This window comes from Kordiimonas sp. (genome assembly GCF_965216265.1).
In the GTDB taxonomy this organism is placed as follows: Bacteria; Pseudomonadota; Alphaproteobacteria; order Sphingomonadales; family Kordiimonadaceae; genus Kordiimonas.
Window position 1 is genome coordinate 3,436,130 of the sequence record NZ_OZ244153.1, and the last position, 16,681, is coordinate 3,452,810.

Here is a 16,681-nt window from a genome sequence, read left to right on the forward strand (position 1 = left end):
CCTAAGGGAAGAAGGAGGATGCAAAACCCATGCACCGTGCGGAAGAAGATTTGCTGGTACTGAAGGCCCAAGCTGGTGATAGCCGGGCATTTGGTGTGCTTTACGGGCATTATAATCCGCCGCTTCGGCGTTTTGCCTTCCGCCTTTGTGGTGATGAGCAGCTTGCTTTTGATGCGGTGCAGGAAGCGTGGATATCGCTTACCACCACCCTCAAAAAACTTGAAGACCCCCGCGCGTTTCGTGTGTGGATGTACCGTACAGTGAGATGGCGCATCACGGACCTTGTGCGCAAGCGCGGTGATGTGCACCAACCGCTTGAGGAAGCAGAGGTGGGGAGTGTGGACGAAAGCCCCGAGCTTGCCACGTCCACACAACTTGGCGCGCATATCAGGCTGCTCCCCGATGAAGCGCGGGTGACGCTGGTTCTGTTTTACCTTGAAGAAATGAAACTCACCGAGATCGCAGCCGTGCTCGCGGTCCCTGTGGGTACTGTAAAGTCCAGACTGTTCCGGGCGCGTGAGCACCTGCGGCAGCAAATGTCAGGAGAAGAATGATGGCAAATTTGGATGAAATGATCAAAAACGAGCTTGAGAAGGAAACATCGGAGATCGATGAACTGCTGGCGAAAGAGGGCGGTTTGCCCGATATGGTGGCGGCTGCATGGAAAGGCAGCATGCGGCGCTGGGTATGGGCTACGGGTGTATTTGTTTTTGTGTTCACGGCGCTCCTGGTTTGGTGCGGCTATGAGTTTTTCACCGCTGCGACAGGTGACGATCGCATCTTCTGGGGGTTCTGCACTTTGTTTGCGCTTGCGCCGCAGGTAGCGCTCAAAGAGTGGCAATGGATGGAGATGAACCGGGCTTCCATGATGCGCGAAGTGAAGCGGCTCGAGATTGCTGTGGCACATTTGGCGGCACGACTGAAATAGTCGGCTGGCATTTGCTTATCCTGCGGCTTGCACTAGTTTGATAGGGCAAGCTGAGAGGGAGAGAACCGATGACAACCGTACATGATTTCACCTGCGATCGTTTGAACGGGAAAGCAGAAGACCTGAGCGCATACAAGGGCAAGGTCATGCTCATCGTCAACACAGCGTCCAAATGTGGTTTCACACCGCAGTTTGAGGGGCTCGAGACGCTTTATAAAGACCTCAAGGACAAGGGGCTCATCATCCTCGGGTTTCCGTGCAACCAGTTTGGCAAGCAGGACCCGGGCAGCAACGATGAGATCGGTGAGTTTTGCCAGATCAACTATGGTGTCAGCTTCCCGATGTTCGCAAAAATAGACGTGAACGGTGAGGGGGCGGCCCCCCTGTATAAGCACCTGAAAGCTGAAAAAAAGGGCGTGCTGGGGTCCAAGCGCATCAAATGGAACTTCACCAAGTTTCTGGTGAACAAGGACGGCAAAGTGGTGAAACGCTTCGCCCCCACCGACAAACCCGAAGCGATCCGCAAACATATCGAAGCGCTGCTTTAAAGGCTGCCATCCACAAGCCTCATAATGTGATCACATTTTTGCTTTTGTCTACCTCGGTTCTCAGATAAGCTCTTGCGTCAAGGGCGCTAGGGGTAGGGCCTTTTGTGTGGAATAAGAGGGGTGGTTATGTCCAAGCTTAAGGGCATCAGTAGACGCGATTTTCTGGGTGGTGTTGCGCTTGTGGGGTTGGCTGCAGGCATGTCACCCGCACGTGCGATGGCGCAGGGGCTTGTGCCATCTGACGGTGCCTGGACCTATCCGCCCGCCAAAATGGGTATGCGCGGTAGTCACGTGGGCAGCTTTGAGGTTGCGCACGCGATCTCGTGGGAGGGACAGACGTTTGAGCGGCCTGATACCCGCAAGGACGGCCTTTATGATCTGGTGATCGTGGGGGGCGGTATCAGCGGCCTTGCGAGTGCTGTGCTGGCGCAGGAAAAACTGGGGTCTGATGCCCGCATCCTTATTCTCGATAACCACGACGATTTTGGTGGCCATGCCAAGCGTAACGAGTTTGATGTCGACGGCAAGAAGCTGATCGGCTATGGCGGTAGCCAGACCATCGAGGCGCCCGGCAGGTATAGCGAAGGTAGCCGTGCTTTCCTCGAAACGCTGGGTATCGAGACCGAAAAATTCTACCGCTATTTTGACCAGAGCTTTTATGAGCGGGCCGGGCTTGGTGCCGGGGTGCACCCGGACGCGGAAACCTATGAGGGCAGCAAATTGATGCGCGCGGGTGCCAGCTACGGTGTTTGGGCTGCCTATGACGAAGAGGACAAAGCGCGCCTCGCAGAAGTTATCGCAAGCCTCCCCATATCCGCCAGGCAACAACAAGCCATGCATCGCTGGCTGATGGAGCAACCGAATTGGCTATCCGATATGCCGGAGGGTGAGAAGATCGAGTTCCTCCGCAACCATTCTTACGAGCATTGCATGCAGGAGTTTGGCGGGCTTGAAGAAGAGGCGCTTTTGTTGATGCGCAACGAGATGACCGGCCTTTGGGGTGTGGGATGGGATGCGATCTCGGGCCTTGAGGCGCTGCGCCTCGGTCAGGGCGGTACATTGGGGCTGGGGATTGACCCGCAGTCTGTGCCGAAGCCCTATCAGACGGATGAGCCTTATATCTTCCATTTCCCGGATGGCAACGCGGGCGTGGCCCGGCTTGCGGTCGCCACGCTGATCCCAAATGCGCTTGAGGCAGAGAGCATGGAGGCCGAGGTAAACGCACGAGTGCATTATGACCGGTTGGACCTCGCTGAAAACAACGTGCGTGTTCGTCTTTCAAGTACGGTGGTGGAAGCGCGCAACACGGATGCTGGTGTTGAGGCCACCTATGTGCGCGACGGCAAGGTAGAGCGCGTTGAGGCCCGTGCGGGTATTATGGCGTGTTATAATCATATTCTGCCGTTTATTATGCCTGAACTCCCTGAAGAGCAGCGCGAGGCGCTTGATTGGCCGGAAAAGGTACCGCTTGCTTATATCAATGTGGCGCTCAGGAACTGGCGGGCGTTCAAGGCCGCAGGCGTGCACCATGTGCTGTCGCCCGGCAGTATGTTCTCAAACTATTCGCTCGATTTCCCGGTCAGCATGGGGGGCTATAATTTCGCGGCCTCGCCTGACGATCCTATATTGCTGCACATGACCTATGTGCCAACGGCTCCCGGCCTTATCGCGCGCGAGCAACACAAAGCGGGGCGCTATGAGATGTACGGCCTGAGCTTTGAGGACTTTGAAGAGGCCATCGTGCGTGAGTTGACCGATGCCATGGGCCCATACGGTTTTGATGCGGAGCGCGACATCGCGGGCATTACGGTCAACCGATGGCCTCACGGTTATGCCTATGAATATAATGAGCTTTTTGATGGTGATTGGAGCCCGGAAAAAGGCCCCCATATTGCGGCGCGAAAGAAAGTCGGCAAATTAGCCATCGCCAATTCCGACAGTTCAGCATACGCTTATGTCAATGGTGCGGTTGATGCCGCCATCCGTGCGGTTGGGGAACTGTACGGCTAGACATATCTCGGGGGAGAGACGATCCATGCAGGCGAAGGGGGCACACCCGTCGTTCACGTCACGGCTGGCGTTTATCATTGTAACCGCAGGTTCGGCCATCGGGCTTGGTAACATATGGGGCTTCACCTATGTTGCCGGGGCCAACGGTGGTGGCGGTTTTGTTCTCATTTATCTGCTCGCGCTGGCCTTTGTGGCAGGCCCCGCCTTTATGGCGGAACTGTTGATTGGCCGCATGGGCAAGGCAAGTCCACCCAATGCTATGAAGAAGCTGCGTGAAGGGGCCAAGGCGCACCTGCCGTGGCAGGGTGTGGCGTGGATGGGGCTCTTAAGCACCATCCTTGTGCTTAGCTTCTACGCGGTGATTGCCGGGCAGGGTATGTACTATGGCCTTGTGGCGCTTCAGGGTGGTTTTGAAGGCTGGGCTGAGGATGCCGTGGTCGGGCTCGATGCTTCGTTTCGCGATGCCCCCTTGATGATGACCTTCTGGTCAGCGGCCTTCATGACAGCAACGGCCATTATCGTATCTTTTGATATCCGCACGGGGCTTGAAGGTGCCGGGAAAATCCTGATGCCTATCCTTTTCCTTATGCTGCTTGGCCTTGTAGTTTACGCGGGCCAGATCGGGGATATGTCGTCAGCGGTGGATTTCCTCTTCGGTTTTCACGACATGCAGTTTGGCCCAAGGCTGTTTCTGGATGCTGTTGGGCAGGCGTTTTTCACCCTTGGTGTGGGTGTTGGCGGCATCATGACATATGGCTCCTACATGGGGGATGATGTGAACATGCCGCGCGCGACCTTGTGGATTTTGGCAGCTGATCTGTTCGTGGCGTTGGCTGCGGGCCTCGCGATCTTCCCGCTGGTGTTTGCAAGTGGTGTTGATGCAGCCGCTGGACCTGGCCTTGTGTTCATGACACTACCGCTTATTTTCTCAGACCTGCCGGGCGGCGCTTTTGTGGCGTTCGCCTTTTTCCTGCTGTTGACGTTTGCGGCCGTGACATCGTCAATTTCGCTACTGTCACCCACCGTGGCGCGGCTTGAAGAAGCCGGTTTCCGCCGTGGCCCGTCTGCTGCCGTGATGGCCTTCACGGTAGTGACCGTCAGCCTTCTGACCATCATGTCATTTGCCGATTGGCGTGATTTTTACCCGCTGGCCGCAATAGGCCTTGACGGTATGACGCCGTTCCAGCTGATCCGTGAAGGAGTAAGTAACATTGTGATGCCTTTTTCCGGGCTGGCTTACTGTCTGATCATTGGTTGGGCGCTGAAACGGGGTGATGTGCGCGCAGCCTTGCCGATGAAAGAAGGGGGCCTATTTACTCTTTGGTACGGGGTCATGCGTTTTGTGGCACCGGCAGCAATCGCGGCTCTGTTTATCGGGGCAATGCTCAGCTAACAGGGGAAGAGAATGACAGACTGGCCCACACCGGAAATGGTAACCACAAACGGTGTGACCATCGGTGTTTACCGTATGGGGCCAGAGGTTAGCGCGGCCAGCAAACCGCCGATTGTTTTCCTGCACGGCTTCCCTGAGATTGCCTACAGCTGGCGTGCGCAGATGACCGCGTTCTCGGAAGCTGGCCACCCGGTTTTTGCCCCGGACCAACGCGGGTATGGTGTCTCAAGCGCGCCGGAAGGCGCGGCGGAATATACCATGCAGAAGCTGACGGATGACCTTAAAGGGCTTCTTGATCACTACGGCATTGAGAAGGCCGTCTTTGTGGGGCACGACTGGGGCGCGATTATCCTGTGGTCGTTGCCTTTTTATATGCCGGAACGGTTGCTTGGCTGCGCGGGGCTTAATGTGCCGCTTCTGCCCCACTATCCCATGGACCCGATTGAGATGTTTCGCGCCCGGTTCGGCGACGACATGTATATCGTGCGCTTCCAGACAGAAGGGGCGTGTGAGCCAATTCTTGAGCGAGATCTGATGCAGACGTTCAAGTTTTTCTTGCGTAAGCCCAACAAGGGAAAACCGGAAAAAAAGGACGTGCCGTTTGAGGAAAAAAGCCTCGACCTTCTTGGTCTTCTCGAGATGGGGCCGGACGCATGGGGCGGAGAACAGCTGCTATCGGACAAGGAAACGGCGGTTTATGCCAAGACGTTTGAGAAAAACGGTTTCACCGGAGCGTTGCACTGGTACAGGAATTTTACCGCTAATTGGCAGGACCAGCGGCGTTTCCTGGTGGACGGCAAACTGCCCAAATTAACATTGCCCTGCCTGATGATCACTGCGGACCTTGACCGGGCGTGCCCACCCGCGATTGCGGAGCCCATGGCTGGTATGTGCGAAAACTATACCCGCGTTGACCTTAAGGGGTGCGGGCATTGGAGCCAGCAGGAGCGCGCGGCAGACGTGAACGCGGCGATCATGGCCTGGATAGCTAAAATCTAGTCAGCTCAGGAGCCTTTCGAAGCGTCCTCAATGCGGGAGAGATAGGCCTGCAGCAGCTTGCTGAGCGCCTCCAGTTCATCGCCGGTCAAATCAGCGGTTAATGCCAACTGGGTTGCGATATGGTCCTTGAGCATACCGTCAACGAGCGCAAAGCCCTTGTCCGTAAGCGAGATCAGGAAACCCCGGCCGTCATCCGGGTTTTTGACCCGTTCCACCAAACCTTCCTTAGCCAGCTGGTCAATCCTGTTGGTCATGGTGCCGGAGCTAACCATGGTCGTGGCCATCAAATCACCGGGCGACAGGCGGAAGGGCGCGCCACTGCGGCGCAGCGTGGCCAGCACGTCAAAACTGGCTGCGTTCAACCCATATTTTGCGAAAGTTTTCCCCATGCCGCGGGAGAAGTGTTGCCCGAGCCGTGAGATGCGGCCAATCAATGCCATGGGCTCCAGCGTGAGGTCTGGGCGTTCGCGCGTCCATTGGGCGATTATCTTGTCCACATGGTCCATATGATTTTTTTTCACGGGAATATCTTGAAGTCAAGATATTATGCATTATCTTGACTTCAAGATAAATGACGAGGCTGAGCCGATGAACAGAAATATGGACCTCTTGATAACTGCGTTGGCCCCTGCCATCTGGGGGTCGACGTATCTTATCACCACCGAGTTCCTGCCGGATGGTTATCCGCTCACAGTTTCCATGCTGCGGGCGCTTCCGGCCGGGTTATTGCTGCTTCTCTTGGTGCGGCGGTTGCCTGAAGGCAAATGGTGGGGCCGGGTGTTCCTGCTGGGTGCACTCAACTTTTCCGTCTTCTGGTCGTTTCTGTTTCTTGCCGCTTACCGCTTACCGGGTGGTGTGGCTGCAACCGTCGGGGCAACCCAGCCCCTGATGGTGATTTTCATCGCGCGTATGGCGCTTGGCGCGCCCATCTTTCCGCTGTCTGTTGGGGCGGCCCTTGTGGGGCTTGGCGGTGTGGCGCTTTTGATCCTCAGCCCGGGCGCGGAATGGGATGTGGTTGGCATTATGGCGGGCATCGGCGGCGCCGTGTCCATGGCGTTTGGTACGGTCTTGAGCCGCAAATGGCAGCCGCCTGTATCGCTTCTCACCTTTACGTCATGGCAGCTCAGTGCAGGTGGCCTTTTGCTGGTGCCGGTTGCTCTGTGGTTTGAACCGCCGCTCCCCGCACTCACAGGCGATAATGTGTTCGGCTTTGTTTATCTTGGCCTTATTGGCGCGGCTTTCACCTATCTTTTGTGGTTCCGCGGGATCGCAAGGCTTCCGTCATCGCTTGTGGCGTCCCTTGGGTTTCTGAGCCCCTTGATGGCGGTGCTGCTCGGTTGGTTTGTCCTTGGCCAGTACCTGAGCGCGCAGGAGCTCACAGGCGTCGCGCTGGTACTTGGCAGTGTGTGGCTGAGCCAGAATGCGCATCGTGTGAAGAAACCTGTGCCACTAGAAGCTTCTTCCAACTAAGGGCTTAAAGTGAGTAAGCTTGCTCGATCTTGATAGTCGGAGTGATTGCGGTGACGGCGTATTGGCCAATGTTGATTGAGGGGTTTCTGGTGTCCTTGGGGCTTTTGCTCGCCATCGGCCCGCAAAATTTCTATGTGCTCAGGCAGGGCCTTCGGCACCGCCATGTGGGGGCGGTGACAACCACCACCTTCCTCTCGGATACCTTGATGATCGCGCTTGGCGTGCTGGGGGTAGGCACCTTCTTCTCAAACTATCCCGTAATCGCTTATTGGCTTGGTTGGGGTGGTGTTGCTTTTCTCACTTGGTTTGCCCTTAAAAGCCTGAAGGCTGCAATGAACCCGGACGCGCTAACGGACGAACGCATTGATGCTTCGGCGGGGGATGCCGCGGGGGGCACAGTGCGCGTGGCCGTATTGCATGCGCTTGCGTTTGCTTGGCTCAACCCTTGGGCCTATGTGGATACCATGGTGCTTATTGGCGGCGTGAGCGTGAAATATGAAACAGATACGGCGCGTTACGCCTTTATGGTGGGGGCCACGATTGCATCCGCCGTGTGGTTTTACAGTGTCGGGTACGGGGCTAAGCGCGCCGCGCCGCTCTTTAAAAAGCCTGTAACCTGGCGCATTCTTGACGGTATCATCACAATTATCATGCTGGGGGTTGCCGCGTTGCTTGTCCGGCACCAATTGACTCTATAGGCCTTCGACCAAATCCATCAGGAGCAAGCCATGAAGCTGACAGGCATCAGCCTTTCGCCCTATTTTGAACGTGCGCTCATCACCCTTGATATGAAGGGGGCGCTTGACCGCGTTGAGCTTGCACTGCCGCCAGGGTCTTTTGGTTCGCCTGAGCTGCGCGCCGCCAACCCCACGGGAAAAATCCCATACCTGACACTTGATGACGGCACTTTCATTCCCGAAGGGCAGGTGATCGTTGAATATTTCAATGATACCTTCGGCGGCCCAAGCCTGATGCCGGCTAATGCGCTGGATGCCGCCCGTGCCAAACTATTGTGCCGCACCATCGACCTTTATGTTGGCCCGCAAACTTCCGTGCTTGCCCGCACCATCACCCGCCGGGTGCGTGATGAAGCTGCGATCAAGGCAGCGCTTGAAGAAGGCTTGCCACTTGGGCTTAACCTTGTTGAAAGCCATATCACAGGCGAGCGCTTTGCGGTGGGTGATGCCTTCAGTATCGGCGATGCGGCCCTTATCCCTCATATGTTCCACTTTCTGGTTTTCCTGAAAGATTTTGATGTTGATGTGTTCACATCTCGCCCCAAGCTCGCAGCATGGTGGGAGAAACAGCGGGAATCTGATACGGTGAAACGAAGCCATGGACGCATGGCCACGTCGCTGGAGTTTTTAAGGTCGCGGCTGGCGAAGACGAAAGCCCAGTAGGCTTGCACAGAACGGGGAGGGCTGATTAATGAAACTGGTTGGCGAAAGCGTATCACCTTATTTTGAGCGTGTGATGATCGGCCTTGATATCAAGGGCATGATGGACAAGCTTGACTACGGCATGCCGGACGGGGGCTTCAAGTCTGAAGCCCACTGGCAAGCGCACCCGCTGGGTAAAATTCCGTATCTTATTCGGGATGATGGCAGCACGCTCACGGAAGGACAGGTGATCCTTGAGTATCTTGATCGCCAGCTTGACGGCACGCCCCTGACACCGTCAGACTTTGAGGTAGCGACAAACGCCCGCGCCATCGCGCGCATCCTTGATCTCTATTACGCGGAAGCTGTACGCCCCATGGGACGCGTGGCTTTCGGTGGCGCCGCAACAGATGAAGAGATTGCAAAAGCACGGGAAGAAGACATCCCGAAAGCGCTGGCTTATGCCTCAAAATATATGGGGGACGGCAAGTACGCCGTGGGCGACGATTGGACGATCGCGGATTGTGCGCTGATCTCCCACCTCTATTGGTATGGCGCCTTGATGCCGCGCTTTGGTCTGGAAGGTTTTGGGGATAACAAGAAGCTTGCTGATTATTGGGACCGGATGAAAGACAGCCCGCTTGTAACCCGCAGTTTTGAGCGCACCAAAAAAGCCTATGACAAGTTCTTTGGCGGAAAAGACAAATAAGGGGCCAATAGCTATATGAGTGATGATGTAAAATATAATGGCCGCTGTTTGTGTGGTGACGTGAAGGTGGAAATTGTGGCTGAGCCCCTGTGGTCAAGCCACTGCCATTGCCCCAGTTGCCAGAAGGCTACAAGCGCAGCATTCGCAACATATGTGGGTTTTGACCGCACGGCTGTGCGTTTCACCGCAGAAGAGCCGAAGATGTACCGCTCCAGCCCCGGTGTGAAGCGGCGCTTTTGTGGCAAATGCGGTAGCCCCGTGTCGTTCGAAGGCGAAGAATGGCCCGGCGAAATTCACTTCCATGCGCTCTTTCTGGAACAAGCACCCGTGTTTGAGCCGGAGGCAAATATCTATGTTCGTTCCCGCATGCCATGGGTGGAACTAAGCCAGCATCTGCCGAAACATGACCAGTTTCCCGACGAGTAGCAGAATTTAACGTTTGCGCCCTTAATTTGTGCGGTTGCGGCTTGTTCTAGCCGCTGTTCTGCGTTAAGTCAGGCGCAAAGTTTTATCCGAATTTGAGGACCGATTTCATGGCTTCCTATCAGTATGTCTACCAAATGCAAAAGCTGTCCAAAACCTATGCGGGCGGCAAGCAGGTTCTGAACAATATCTCGCTCAACTTCATGCCGGAGGCGAAGATCGCCGTTATCGGTCAAAACGGTGCCGGTAAATCGACACTGATGAAGATCATGGCGGGTTATGACACGGAGTTTGCGGGCGAAGCGTGGGCTGCAGATGGTATCCGTGTGGGCTACCTGCCGCAGGAGCCCAAGCTGAACGAAGAAAAAGACGTGCTTGGTAACGTGATGGAAGGCCTTGCCAAAACCCAGGCGCTGGTTGACGAGTTCAACCAGGTTGCGGGCGATTATGGCATGGACCCTGATAACATGGACCTCCTCAACCGTATGGGTGAGTTGCAGGAACAGATCGACGCTGCCGATGCGTGGGACCTGCAGTCTCAGGCTGAAGTCGCGATGGACGCGCTTTGCTGCCCGCCAAACGATTGGTCCGTCGACAAGCTTTCAGGTGGTGAACGCCGCCGTGTGGCGCTTTGCAAACTGTTGCTTGAGAAGCCTGAAATTCTACTGCTCGATGAGCCGACCAACCACCTTGATGCTGAAACCGTGGCGTGGCTTGAGAAACACCTGCAGCAATATAAGGGCTGTGTGATCCTTGTAACTCACGACCGTTACTTCCTTGATAATGTTGTGGGCTGGGTGCTTGAGCTTGACCGAGGACAGGGCATCCCGTTTGAAGGCAACTATAGCGCGTGGCTTGAGATGAAAACCAAGCGTATGGCGCAGGAAGAGCGTTCCGACAAGGCTCGCCAAAAAGCCATGCAGTCTGAGCTTGAGTGGATCAGGCAATCACCAAAAGCGCGCCAAGCCAAGTCAAAAGCCCGTATCAAGGCTTATGACGAAATGCTTGAGCAACAGCACGACCGCGTTGCCGGCCCGGCCCAGATCAAGATCCAGCCACCAGCCCGCCTTGGCGGCAAAGTGATCGAAGCCAAGGGCCTCACGAAGGCATTTGGTGACAAACTTCTGTTTGATGGCCTTGATTTCAGCCTGCCGCCCGGCGGTATTGTGGGCGTGATTGGGCCAAACGGTGCGGGTAAAACCACGCTCTTCAAGCTGATTACCGGACAGGAAAAGCCGGATTCAGGCGAAATCGGCGTTGGTGAAACGGTACAGCTTGGTTATGTGGACCAAAGCCGTGATGCGCTTGATGCCAATAAAAACGTCTGGCAGGAAATCTCTGGCGGGCATGATGTGTTCTACTTCGGCAAACATGAAGTGAATACGCGGGCTTACGTTGGCGCGTTCAACTTCAAGGGCGGCGACCAACAGAAGAAGGTTGGCCTGCTTTCTGGTGGTGAACGGAACCGGGTGCATTTGGCGAAAATGCTGAAAGAAGGCGGCAACGTGCTGCTCCTCGATGAGCCGACAAACGACCTTGATACGGAAACATTGGCGGCACTCGAGGAAGCGCTTGAAAACTTCGCTGGTTGCGCTGTGGTTATCAGCCACGACCGCTTCTTCCTTGACCGTATTGCGACCCACATCCTTGCGTTTGAAGGGGACAGCCACGTTGAGTGGTTTGAAGGTAACTTCGAAGCGTATGAAGAAGACAAAAAGCGTCGCCTTGGCGCGGATGCAACACAACCTCATCGCATCAAATACCGCCGCTTCACACGATAAACTGGCGACGGTCCAGATAAATGAATAAGGGGCCTCAGTGGCTCCTTATTTTTTTGTCTCTGGTATGAAACCATGGTTTTCATTCACAAAATGGGCATTTTCTCTGTCTTCCCATGAGGCTGGGCGTGTTTGTGTCGTCAGCCACCACTTGGAAATGGGAGGAGGCGTTTATGAAATCCGGAATTTTGAAGAAAGCGCGCCACAGCACAGCGTTGATGGCGTTTATGTTTGGGGCAAGTGCGGCACAGGCAGACCCTGCGGCGCTACTTGGAAAAACCATTTGCGACAACCAGGCGGATAGTTTTGATTATCAGTGGATTACCGCGAATGTTGCAGATGTTGACCTGTTTTTCCTTTCTGGCGACACGGTGGAAAACGGCACGATCAATGCTGTTGGTCATGAGGAAGATTTCAACGATGCAGATGATGTATATATCGCGCTGCACGGGGCAGTGGATGTCGTCGGGGATTTCAGCGGTGCAGACTTTGCTGCGCTCTTCCTCGCAAACCATGCGAGCACTCCCACCAGTGTCACGTTTTATGTATGCCAGTCCGGCACCCCACCTGAGGGTGGTGTGAGCAGCATGGCTGCTCTTGCCAGGAGCTACCCTGGCGAGGTCGAGCATTCCACGCTAATTGGTGCGGTGAATGCGCCGGGGCCGAACACCTGCCCGGCATTGGCCGTAGATGCAGACGCGGAGCCCTTCGACCCGATCGATGCGCTTGGGCAGGCTGTCTATCACACGGACATCGACCATACGGACGATTTTGACGAACGTCTGGCCTATCTGATGGACCGCTGGGATGGAGGTGGTGTCACCTACCCGGATACCGAACAAACCTATGAGGATTATTGCGAAGCCCAACTCGCGAATGACCCGACAGGGCAGTGGGTGAGCGGTTTTATCGCAAACGTCAATGCCCAGTTTGGCGCGGCATATTTAAGCCTCGTTAACGCGAACTACGGCGGTGATGACCTCGTTACCTGCGGGCCGGATGTCCAGTGTGACTAGCAGCTAGCCCACACACAGCCTCTACTCTTGGGGCTGTGTGCCACTTTCCTCGGCGTCAATCTCTGCTTGCTGCTCTTCAAGCATGTCGAAAAGGTCTTCTTCCGGCTCTGGCGGGTTGCCGTCAAAAATTTCATGACGACGGTTCTGCCAATAAAGTGAGCGCGAGATGACATAAGGGTCATCTTCCTTGTAAAGCTCGTTGATCTCATCATGGAAACGCACCCGCGCATCAAAGGCATCAATGCCGGTACGGATCATGCTCAGGTCGAAAAACTTGCCGCTGTCGTCAATTTCCTTAAGCGTAAGCGCGGTTGGATCGGCGAGGAAATAGGTACCGAAGCCAATGGCGTCTCGCCCATTTGAAGAACCAAGGAACGGCAACACAAGATACGGCCCGTCGCCAATGCCCCAGGTGGCCAGCGTTTGGCCGAAGTCTTCACTATGGTAGGGGATGCCCATGTCGTCAGACACCTTGAAAAGCCCTGCCATGCCCACTGTGCTGTTGACAAGGAAACGCCCTAGTGTGCGCCCGGCCCGTTTGAACTTGAATTGAAGAATATCGTTCACGAACACCCATGGTTCCCTGAGGTTGCGCATCACGTTTGAAACACCGTCTCGTGGTGCTTCAGGCACCACGGCAATATAGGCGGCGCTGATCGGGCGAATAAGGGCCCGGTCTGTTACCCGGTTAAACTCAAACACGGCGCGGTTCATTGGCTCAAGCGGATCATATGCTTCAGTCGCAACGTCAGGCCGGGTGGAAGCGCAAGCGGCTGTCATCATCAACAGCAGGACGCTCATCAACCGTTTTGAGTTCTGGAGAAATGTCATAAAGTCCTCTGTCGTACAGGCGTGTCTAGCGGGCTTGTCTTATATTTTTTTGTTCGAATATTTCGACAATGTGGCAATAGTGGGATGCTTGTACAAGAGGAATGCTGTAGTTTCACCTATGAAAAGTTCACGTTTTGATGAACGTGCTTTAGAAAAATTTGCCTCTCACCCACAGAAAATCATCACTTTACAAATATAAAGAAATCTTTATATTGAACTTCATTCGAGTTTGAGGATCAGCCGTTATGGATGAATTGTTAGCAGCCCTCCGCGCAGCGGGTGAAGCCACGCGGCTTCGCGTTCTTGCTCTCCTTGGCAAGGGTGAACTGACCGTGGGCGAGCTTGTTCATATTCTGGACCAAAGCCAGCCGCGTGTATCGCGGCATCTGAAATTGATGGGCGAAGCCGGGCTTCTGGACCGCTTCCAGGAGGGCACACAGGTGTTTTATCGCCTTTCGGACAGTGGCCTTGGTGCGGAACTGAACGCCGCGCTGCTTGCCCTATTGGCGGACGACGGCGAAGCGCTTGAAGGTGACTTCAAGGTGCTTGAAGACATTCGCGCAGAACGGTTTGAGAAGGCGCAAGCCTACTTTAGGGCCCACGCGGCTGAGTGGGACCAGATACGGTCCCTGTATGTTGCTGAGGCGGAAGTTGAACAGGCGCTCCTTGATATGCAGGGCGGGGCCAAGGTTGAGCGCTTCCTTGATATGGGCACCGGGACCGGGCGCATGCTTGAGGTGTTCGCGCAGCTGGCATTACAGGGGCTGGGCATAGATGTATCGCGTGACATGTTATCAGTGGCGCGCAGCAACCTTGCCATGAAGTCGCTTGACCACTGTCAGGTGCGGCAGGGTGACATGTATGAACTGCTTTTAGGCGATGAAAGCGAAGACCTTGTGCTTTTTCATCAGGTTTTGCACTTCGCAGATGATCCGCAGCGCGCGCTCAAGGAAGCCGCGCGCGTGCTGGCGCCGGGCGGCACACTTCTGGTGGCAGATTTTGCACCGCACAGGGAAGAATTTCTACGTGACGAACAGGCGCATCGCCGCCTCGGCTTCGCGGATGAGGAAGTCAGCCACTGGTGTGAGCAGGCAGGCCTTAAAACAACAGAAATACGCCACCTTGATGGTGGGCGCCTCAGGGTAACGATTTGGCGGTGCGACAAGCCCGCAGATGTAAAGGAGTAGGGTGATGGTACCCACAAACGGTTCAAGGTCTGTTACGCACCTTGCTTCAAGAGCACGGTCGCTGTTTCAGGAGATCGCGAGCGATGTGAACGTTTCTTTTGAATTCTTCCCGCCTAAAACGCCGAAGATGGAAGAAACCCTGTGGAACTCTATCAAGACGCTTGAGGCGCTGAACCCCAATTTTGTCTCCGTCACCTATGGTGCGGGTGGTTCCACGCGGGAACGCACCCACAAAACCGTAAAACGTATTCTGGATGAAACCTCGCTTACCCCTGCGGCGCACCTCACTTGTGTGGGCGCTACCAAGGATGAAGTGAATGAGGTGGTGCGTGATTACTGGGACGCGGGCGTTCGGTCTATTGTGGCGCTGCGCGGTGACCCGGCGGAAGGTACGAGCAGGTATGAGCCGCACCCGGGTGGATATGCGAACGGGGCTGAATTGGTCGCGGGTCTGCGTGCTATCGGTGATTTTGATATCTCGGTTGCGGCCTATCCTGAGCGCCACCCGGATAGCCCGACGCTGGCCGCGGACCTGGAAAACCTCAAGCGCAAGGTAGATGCTGGCGCGAACCGGGCAATCACCCAGTTCTTTTTTGAGCCGGATGCCTATTTCCGTTTCCTCGACCACTGCGAAAGTTATGGCATCGACGTGCCCGTGGTGCCGGGTATTTTGCCCGTAACCAATTTCACCACGCTTAAAAGCTTTGCGGGCAGCTGTGGTGCGGCGTTGCCGTCCTGGCTCGCCGATATGTTTGAAGGGCTTGATGACAAGCCGCAAACCCGCAGCCTTGTGGCCGCGAGCGTTGCGGCCGAGATGGTGCGCAGGCTTTATGAAGGCGGTGTGCGAGATTTCCACTTCTATACTCTGAACCGCGCGGAGCTAACCTATGCCATCTGCCATATGCTTGGCATTCGCGGCACGGACGAGGAGGCTTGACCATGACAAATAAACTGGACCTTTTGAACAAGCTGGCTTCTGAACGTATTCTGGTGATGGACGGTGCCATGGGCACCATGATCCAGAAGAAAAAACTGCAGGAAGCAGACTATCGGGGTGAGCGTTTCAAGGATTGGCCGTCTGACCTGAAGGGCAATAACGACCTTCTGGTGCTGACGAATCCTGACGTAATCGCTGATATTCATGACGCGTTTCTGGCGGCCGGTGCGGACATCATTGAAACCGATACCTTCAATGGCACGTCGATCTCCATGGCGGACTATGACATGCAATCACTGGCGCGCGAGATCAATGTGGAAGGCGCACGCCTTGCCCGCCGTGTTGCGGATGAATGGACAGCGCGCACACCAGACAAACCCCGCTTTGTTGCTGGGTCTGTAGGCCCGACCAACAAAACGCTGAGCGTTTCACCAGATGTGAATAACCCTGGCTTTCGTGAAGTGAACTTCGATGATGTTGTCGCGGCTTACGAGGAACAGGTGGACGGCCTGATCGAAGGCGGTGCAGACATCATCCTGATTGAAACCGTGTTTGATACCCTGAACGCCAAGGCGGCGATTTTCGCGACCGAGAACGTGTTTGAGAAACGCGGCACCAAGCTGCCGATCATGCTTTCCTGCACGGTAACGGATATGTCTGGCCGCAACCTCTCGGGCCAGACGGTCGAGGCGTTCTGGTATTCAGTTCGCCACGCAAAACCGTTTACCATTGGTCTCAATTGCGCCTTTGGGGCGGAACATTTGCGCCCGCATGCGGTTACCCTCTCCCGCATCGCAGATGCACGCATCGCTATCTACCCTAACGCAGGACTGCCAAATGAGATGGGCGAATATGATGAAACGCCTGAGGTAACCGGCGGTCACCTGAAAGAGTGGGCGGAAGAAGGGCTTCTGAATATCGTTGGTGGGTGCTGCGGGACAACGCCCGAGCATATCGCAGCGATCGCAAAGGCGGTTGAGGGCATGCAGCCCCGGCGCGTGCCCAAGCACAAGCCTGCCATGCGCCTCTCTGGCATTGACCCCATCACCATTATTAACGCGGCCGAGTAAGAA

The 16,681-nt window shown here is 55.5% G+C and carries 18 protein-coding genes; 16 read left to right on the forward strand and 2 right to left on the reverse strand.

Features of this window, described 5'->3' with window-relative positions; genetic code table 11:
- The first annotated feature begins 29 nt into the window (after positions 1–29).
- The 6 genes from ACOOGA_RS15800 (at position 30) to ACOOGA_RS15825 (ending at position 5,878) form a co-directional block, all read left to right on the forward strand.
- On the forward strand, positions 30–554 hold the full coding sequence (locus tag ACOOGA_RS15800; RefSeq protein WP_417461354.1) for an RNA polymerase sigma factor: 525 nt from the start codon (positions 30–32) through the stop codon (positions 552–554).
- On the forward strand, positions 551–928 hold the full coding sequence (locus ACOOGA_RS15805) for a DUF6768 family protein (protein ID WP_417461353.1): 378 nt from the start codon (positions 551–553) through the stop codon (positions 926–928). The genes ACOOGA_RS15800 and ACOOGA_RS15805 overlap by 4 nt, the downstream gene beginning before the upstream one ends.
- Before the next feature lie 68 nt (positions 929–996).
- A complete protein-coding gene (locus tag ACOOGA_RS15810) occupies positions 997–1,476 on the forward strand; it encodes a glutathione peroxidase (protein ID WP_417461352.1) in 480 nt (159 codons plus the stop codon).
- 126 nt (positions 1,477–1,602) lie between these two features.
- A complete protein-coding gene (locus tag ACOOGA_RS15815) occupies positions 1,603–3,486 on the forward strand; it encodes an NAD(P)-binding protein (protein ID WP_417461351.1) in 1,884 nt (627 codons plus the stop codon).
- A 25-nt stretch (positions 3,487–3,511) separates the two neighbouring features.
- A complete protein-coding gene (locus ACOOGA_RS15820) occupies positions 3,512–4,879 on the forward strand; it encodes a sodium-dependent transporter (protein WP_417461350.1) in 1,368 nt (455 codons plus the stop codon).
- A 12-nt stretch (positions 4,880–4,891) separates the two neighbouring features.
- Entirely contained in the window at positions 4,892–5,878 is a 987-nt protein-coding gene (locus tag ACOOGA_RS15825; protein ID WP_417461349.1) for an alpha/beta fold hydrolase, read from the forward strand.
- A gap of 5 nt (positions 5,879–5,883) precedes the next feature.
- Here the strand turns inward: ACOOGA_RS15825 and ACOOGA_RS15830 are convergent, their stop codons facing one another.
- Entirely contained in the window at positions 5,884–6,384 is a 501-nt protein-coding gene (locus ACOOGA_RS15830) for a MarR family winged helix-turn-helix transcriptional regulator (protein ID WP_417461664.1), read from the reverse strand.
- An 82-nt stretch (positions 6,385–6,466) separates the two neighbouring features.
- Between ACOOGA_RS15830 and ACOOGA_RS15835 the strand changes: the two genes are divergently transcribed.
- The 7 genes from ACOOGA_RS15835 to ACOOGA_RS15865 all read left to right on the forward strand — a co-directional run bounded on the left by ACOOGA_RS15835 (position 6,467) and on the right by ACOOGA_RS15865 (position 12,653).
- Positions 6,467–7,348, forward strand: a complete 882-nt coding sequence (locus ACOOGA_RS15835; RefSeq protein WP_417461348.1) for an EamA family transporter — start codon at positions 6,467–6,469, stop codon at positions 7,346–7,348.
- Between the two features lie 50 nt (positions 7,349–7,398).
- Positions 7,399–8,046, forward strand: a complete 648-nt coding sequence (locus ACOOGA_RS15840) for a LysE/ArgO family amino acid transporter (RefSeq protein ID WP_417461347.1) — start codon at positions 7,399–7,401, stop codon at positions 8,044–8,046.
- A gap of 30 nt (positions 8,047–8,076) precedes the next feature.
- Positions 8,077–8,748: a glutathione S-transferase family protein gene (locus tag ACOOGA_RS15845; RefSeq protein ID WP_417461346.1), complete on the forward strand. Its 672-nt coding sequence runs from the start codon at positions 8,077–8,079 to the stop codon at positions 8,746–8,748.
- A 28-nt stretch (positions 8,749–8,776) separates the two neighbouring features.
- Positions 8,777–9,436 (forward strand): glutathione S-transferase family protein, encoded by a 660-nt coding sequence (locus ACOOGA_RS15850; RefSeq protein WP_417461345.1) that lies wholly within the window; start codon positions 8,777–8,779, stop codon positions 9,434–9,436.
- A 15-nt stretch (positions 9,437–9,451) separates the two neighbouring features.
- Positions 9,452–9,862, forward strand: coding sequence for a GFA family protein (locus ACOOGA_RS15855; protein WP_417461344.1), 411 nt, complete (start codon positions 9,452–9,454; stop codon positions 9,860–9,862).
- A gap of 107 nt (positions 9,863–9,969) precedes the next feature.
- Positions 9,970–11,640, forward strand: coding sequence for an energy-dependent translational throttle protein EttA (gene ettA, locus ACOOGA_RS15860; RefSeq protein WP_417461343.1), 1,671 nt, complete (start codon positions 9,970–9,972; stop codon positions 11,638–11,640).
- A gap of 170 nt (positions 11,641–11,810) precedes the next feature.
- Positions 11,811–12,653: a hypothetical protein gene (locus tag ACOOGA_RS15865; protein WP_417461342.1), complete on the forward strand. Its 843-nt coding sequence runs from the start codon at positions 11,811–11,813 to the stop codon at positions 12,651–12,653.
- Between the two features lie 21 nt (positions 12,654–12,674).
- Here ACOOGA_RS15865 and ACOOGA_RS15870 read toward each other — a convergent pair whose 3' ends face one another.
- Entirely contained in the window at positions 12,675–13,484 is an 810-nt protein-coding gene (locus ACOOGA_RS15870) for a VacJ family lipoprotein (protein ID WP_417461341.1), read from the reverse strand.
- A 245-nt stretch (positions 13,485–13,729) separates the two neighbouring features.
- On the opposite strand from ACOOGA_RS15870, the gene ACOOGA_RS15875 reads away from it, so the two are divergent.
- Genes ACOOGA_RS15875 through ACOOGA_RS15885 form a run of 3 tightly spaced genes read left to right on the forward strand, consistent with a single transcriptional unit; the run spans position 13,730 to position 16,678 of the window.
- Positions 13,730–14,671, forward strand: a complete 942-nt coding sequence (locus ACOOGA_RS15875; protein WP_417461340.1) for an ArsR/SmtB family transcription factor — start codon at positions 13,730–13,732, stop codon at positions 14,669–14,671.
- Positions 14,672–14,675: 4 nt separating this feature from the next.
- On the forward strand, positions 14,676–15,608 hold the full coding sequence (metF, locus tag ACOOGA_RS15880; protein WP_417461339.1) for a methylenetetrahydrofolate reductase: 933 nt from the start codon (positions 14,676–14,678) through the stop codon (positions 15,606–15,608).
- 2 nt (positions 15,609–15,610) lie between these two features.
- Positions 15,611–16,678 carry a homocysteine S-methyltransferase family protein gene (locus ACOOGA_RS15885; protein ID WP_417461338.1) on the forward strand — a complete coding sequence of 356 codons (1,068 nt, stop codon included), beginning with the start codon at positions 15,611–15,613 and terminating at the stop codon, positions 16,676–16,678.
- The last annotated feature ends 3 nt before the right edge of the window (positions 16,679–16,681 follow it).

What these genes read in the sequence shown, in the direction of transcription:
- ettA (WP_417461343.1), top strand. Translation starts at nt 9,970, where the DNA reads ATGGCTTCCTATCAGTATGTCTACCAAATGCAAAAGCTGTCCAAAACC.
- ACOOGA_RS15835 (WP_417461348.1), top strand. Translation starts at nt 6,467, where the DNA reads ATGAACAGAAATATGGACCTCTTGATAACTGCGTTGGCCCCTGCCATC.
- ACOOGA_RS15870 (WP_417461341.1), bottom strand. Translation starts at nt 13,484, where the DNA reads ATGACATTTCTCCAGAACTCAAAACGGTTGATGAGCGTCCTGCTGTTG.
- ACOOGA_RS15875 (WP_417461340.1), top strand. Translation starts at nt 13,730, where the DNA reads ATGGATGAATTGTTAGCAGCCCTCCGCGCAGCGGGTGAAGCCACGCGG.
- ACOOGA_RS15815 (WP_417461351.1), top strand. Translation starts at nt 1,603, where the DNA reads ATGTCCAAGCTTAAGGGCATCAGTAGACGCGATTTTCTGGGTGGTGTT.
- ACOOGA_RS15810 (WP_417461352.1), top strand. Translation starts at nt 997, where the DNA reads ATGACAACCGTACATGATTTCACCTGCGATCGTTTGAACGGGAAAGCA.
- ACOOGA_RS15855 (WP_417461344.1), top strand. Translation starts at nt 9,452, where the DNA reads ATGAGTGATGATGTAAAATATAATGGCCGCTGTTTGTGTGGTGACGTG.
- ACOOGA_RS15830 (WP_417461664.1), bottom strand. Translation starts at nt 6,384, where the DNA reads ATGGACCATGTGGACAAGATAATCGCCCAATGGACGCGCGAACGCCCA.
- ACOOGA_RS15885 (WP_417461338.1), top strand. Translation starts at nt 15,611, where the DNA reads ATGACAAATAAACTGGACCTTTTGAACAAGCTGGCTTCTGAACGTATT.
- ACOOGA_RS15820 (WP_417461350.1), top strand. Translation starts at nt 3,512, where the DNA reads ATGCAGGCGAAGGGGGCACACCCGTCGTTCACGTCACGGCTGGCGTTT.
- ACOOGA_RS15865 (WP_417461342.1), top strand. Translation starts at nt 11,811, where the DNA reads ATGAAATCCGGAATTTTGAAGAAAGCGCGCCACAGCACAGCGTTGATG.
- ACOOGA_RS15850 (WP_417461345.1), top strand. Translation starts at nt 8,777, where the DNA reads ATGAAACTGGTTGGCGAAAGCGTATCACCTTATTTTGAGCGTGTGATG.
- ACOOGA_RS15800 (WP_417461354.1), top strand. Translation starts at nt 30, where the DNA reads ATGCACCGTGCGGAAGAAGATTTGCTGGTACTGAAGGCCCAAGCTGGT.
- ACOOGA_RS15825 (WP_417461349.1), top strand. Translation starts at nt 4,892, where the DNA reads ATGACAGACTGGCCCACACCGGAAATGGTAACCACAAACGGTGTGACC.
- ACOOGA_RS15845 (WP_417461346.1), top strand. Translation starts at nt 8,077, where the DNA reads ATGAAGCTGACAGGCATCAGCCTTTCGCCCTATTTTGAACGTGCGCTC.
- metF (WP_417461339.1), top strand. Translation starts at nt 14,676, where the DNA reads ATGGTACCCACAAACGGTTCAAGGTCTGTTACGCACCTTGCTTCAAGA.
- ACOOGA_RS15805 (WP_417461353.1), top strand. Translation starts at nt 551, where the DNA reads ATGATGGCAAATTTGGATGAAATGATCAAAAACGAGCTTGAGAAGGAA.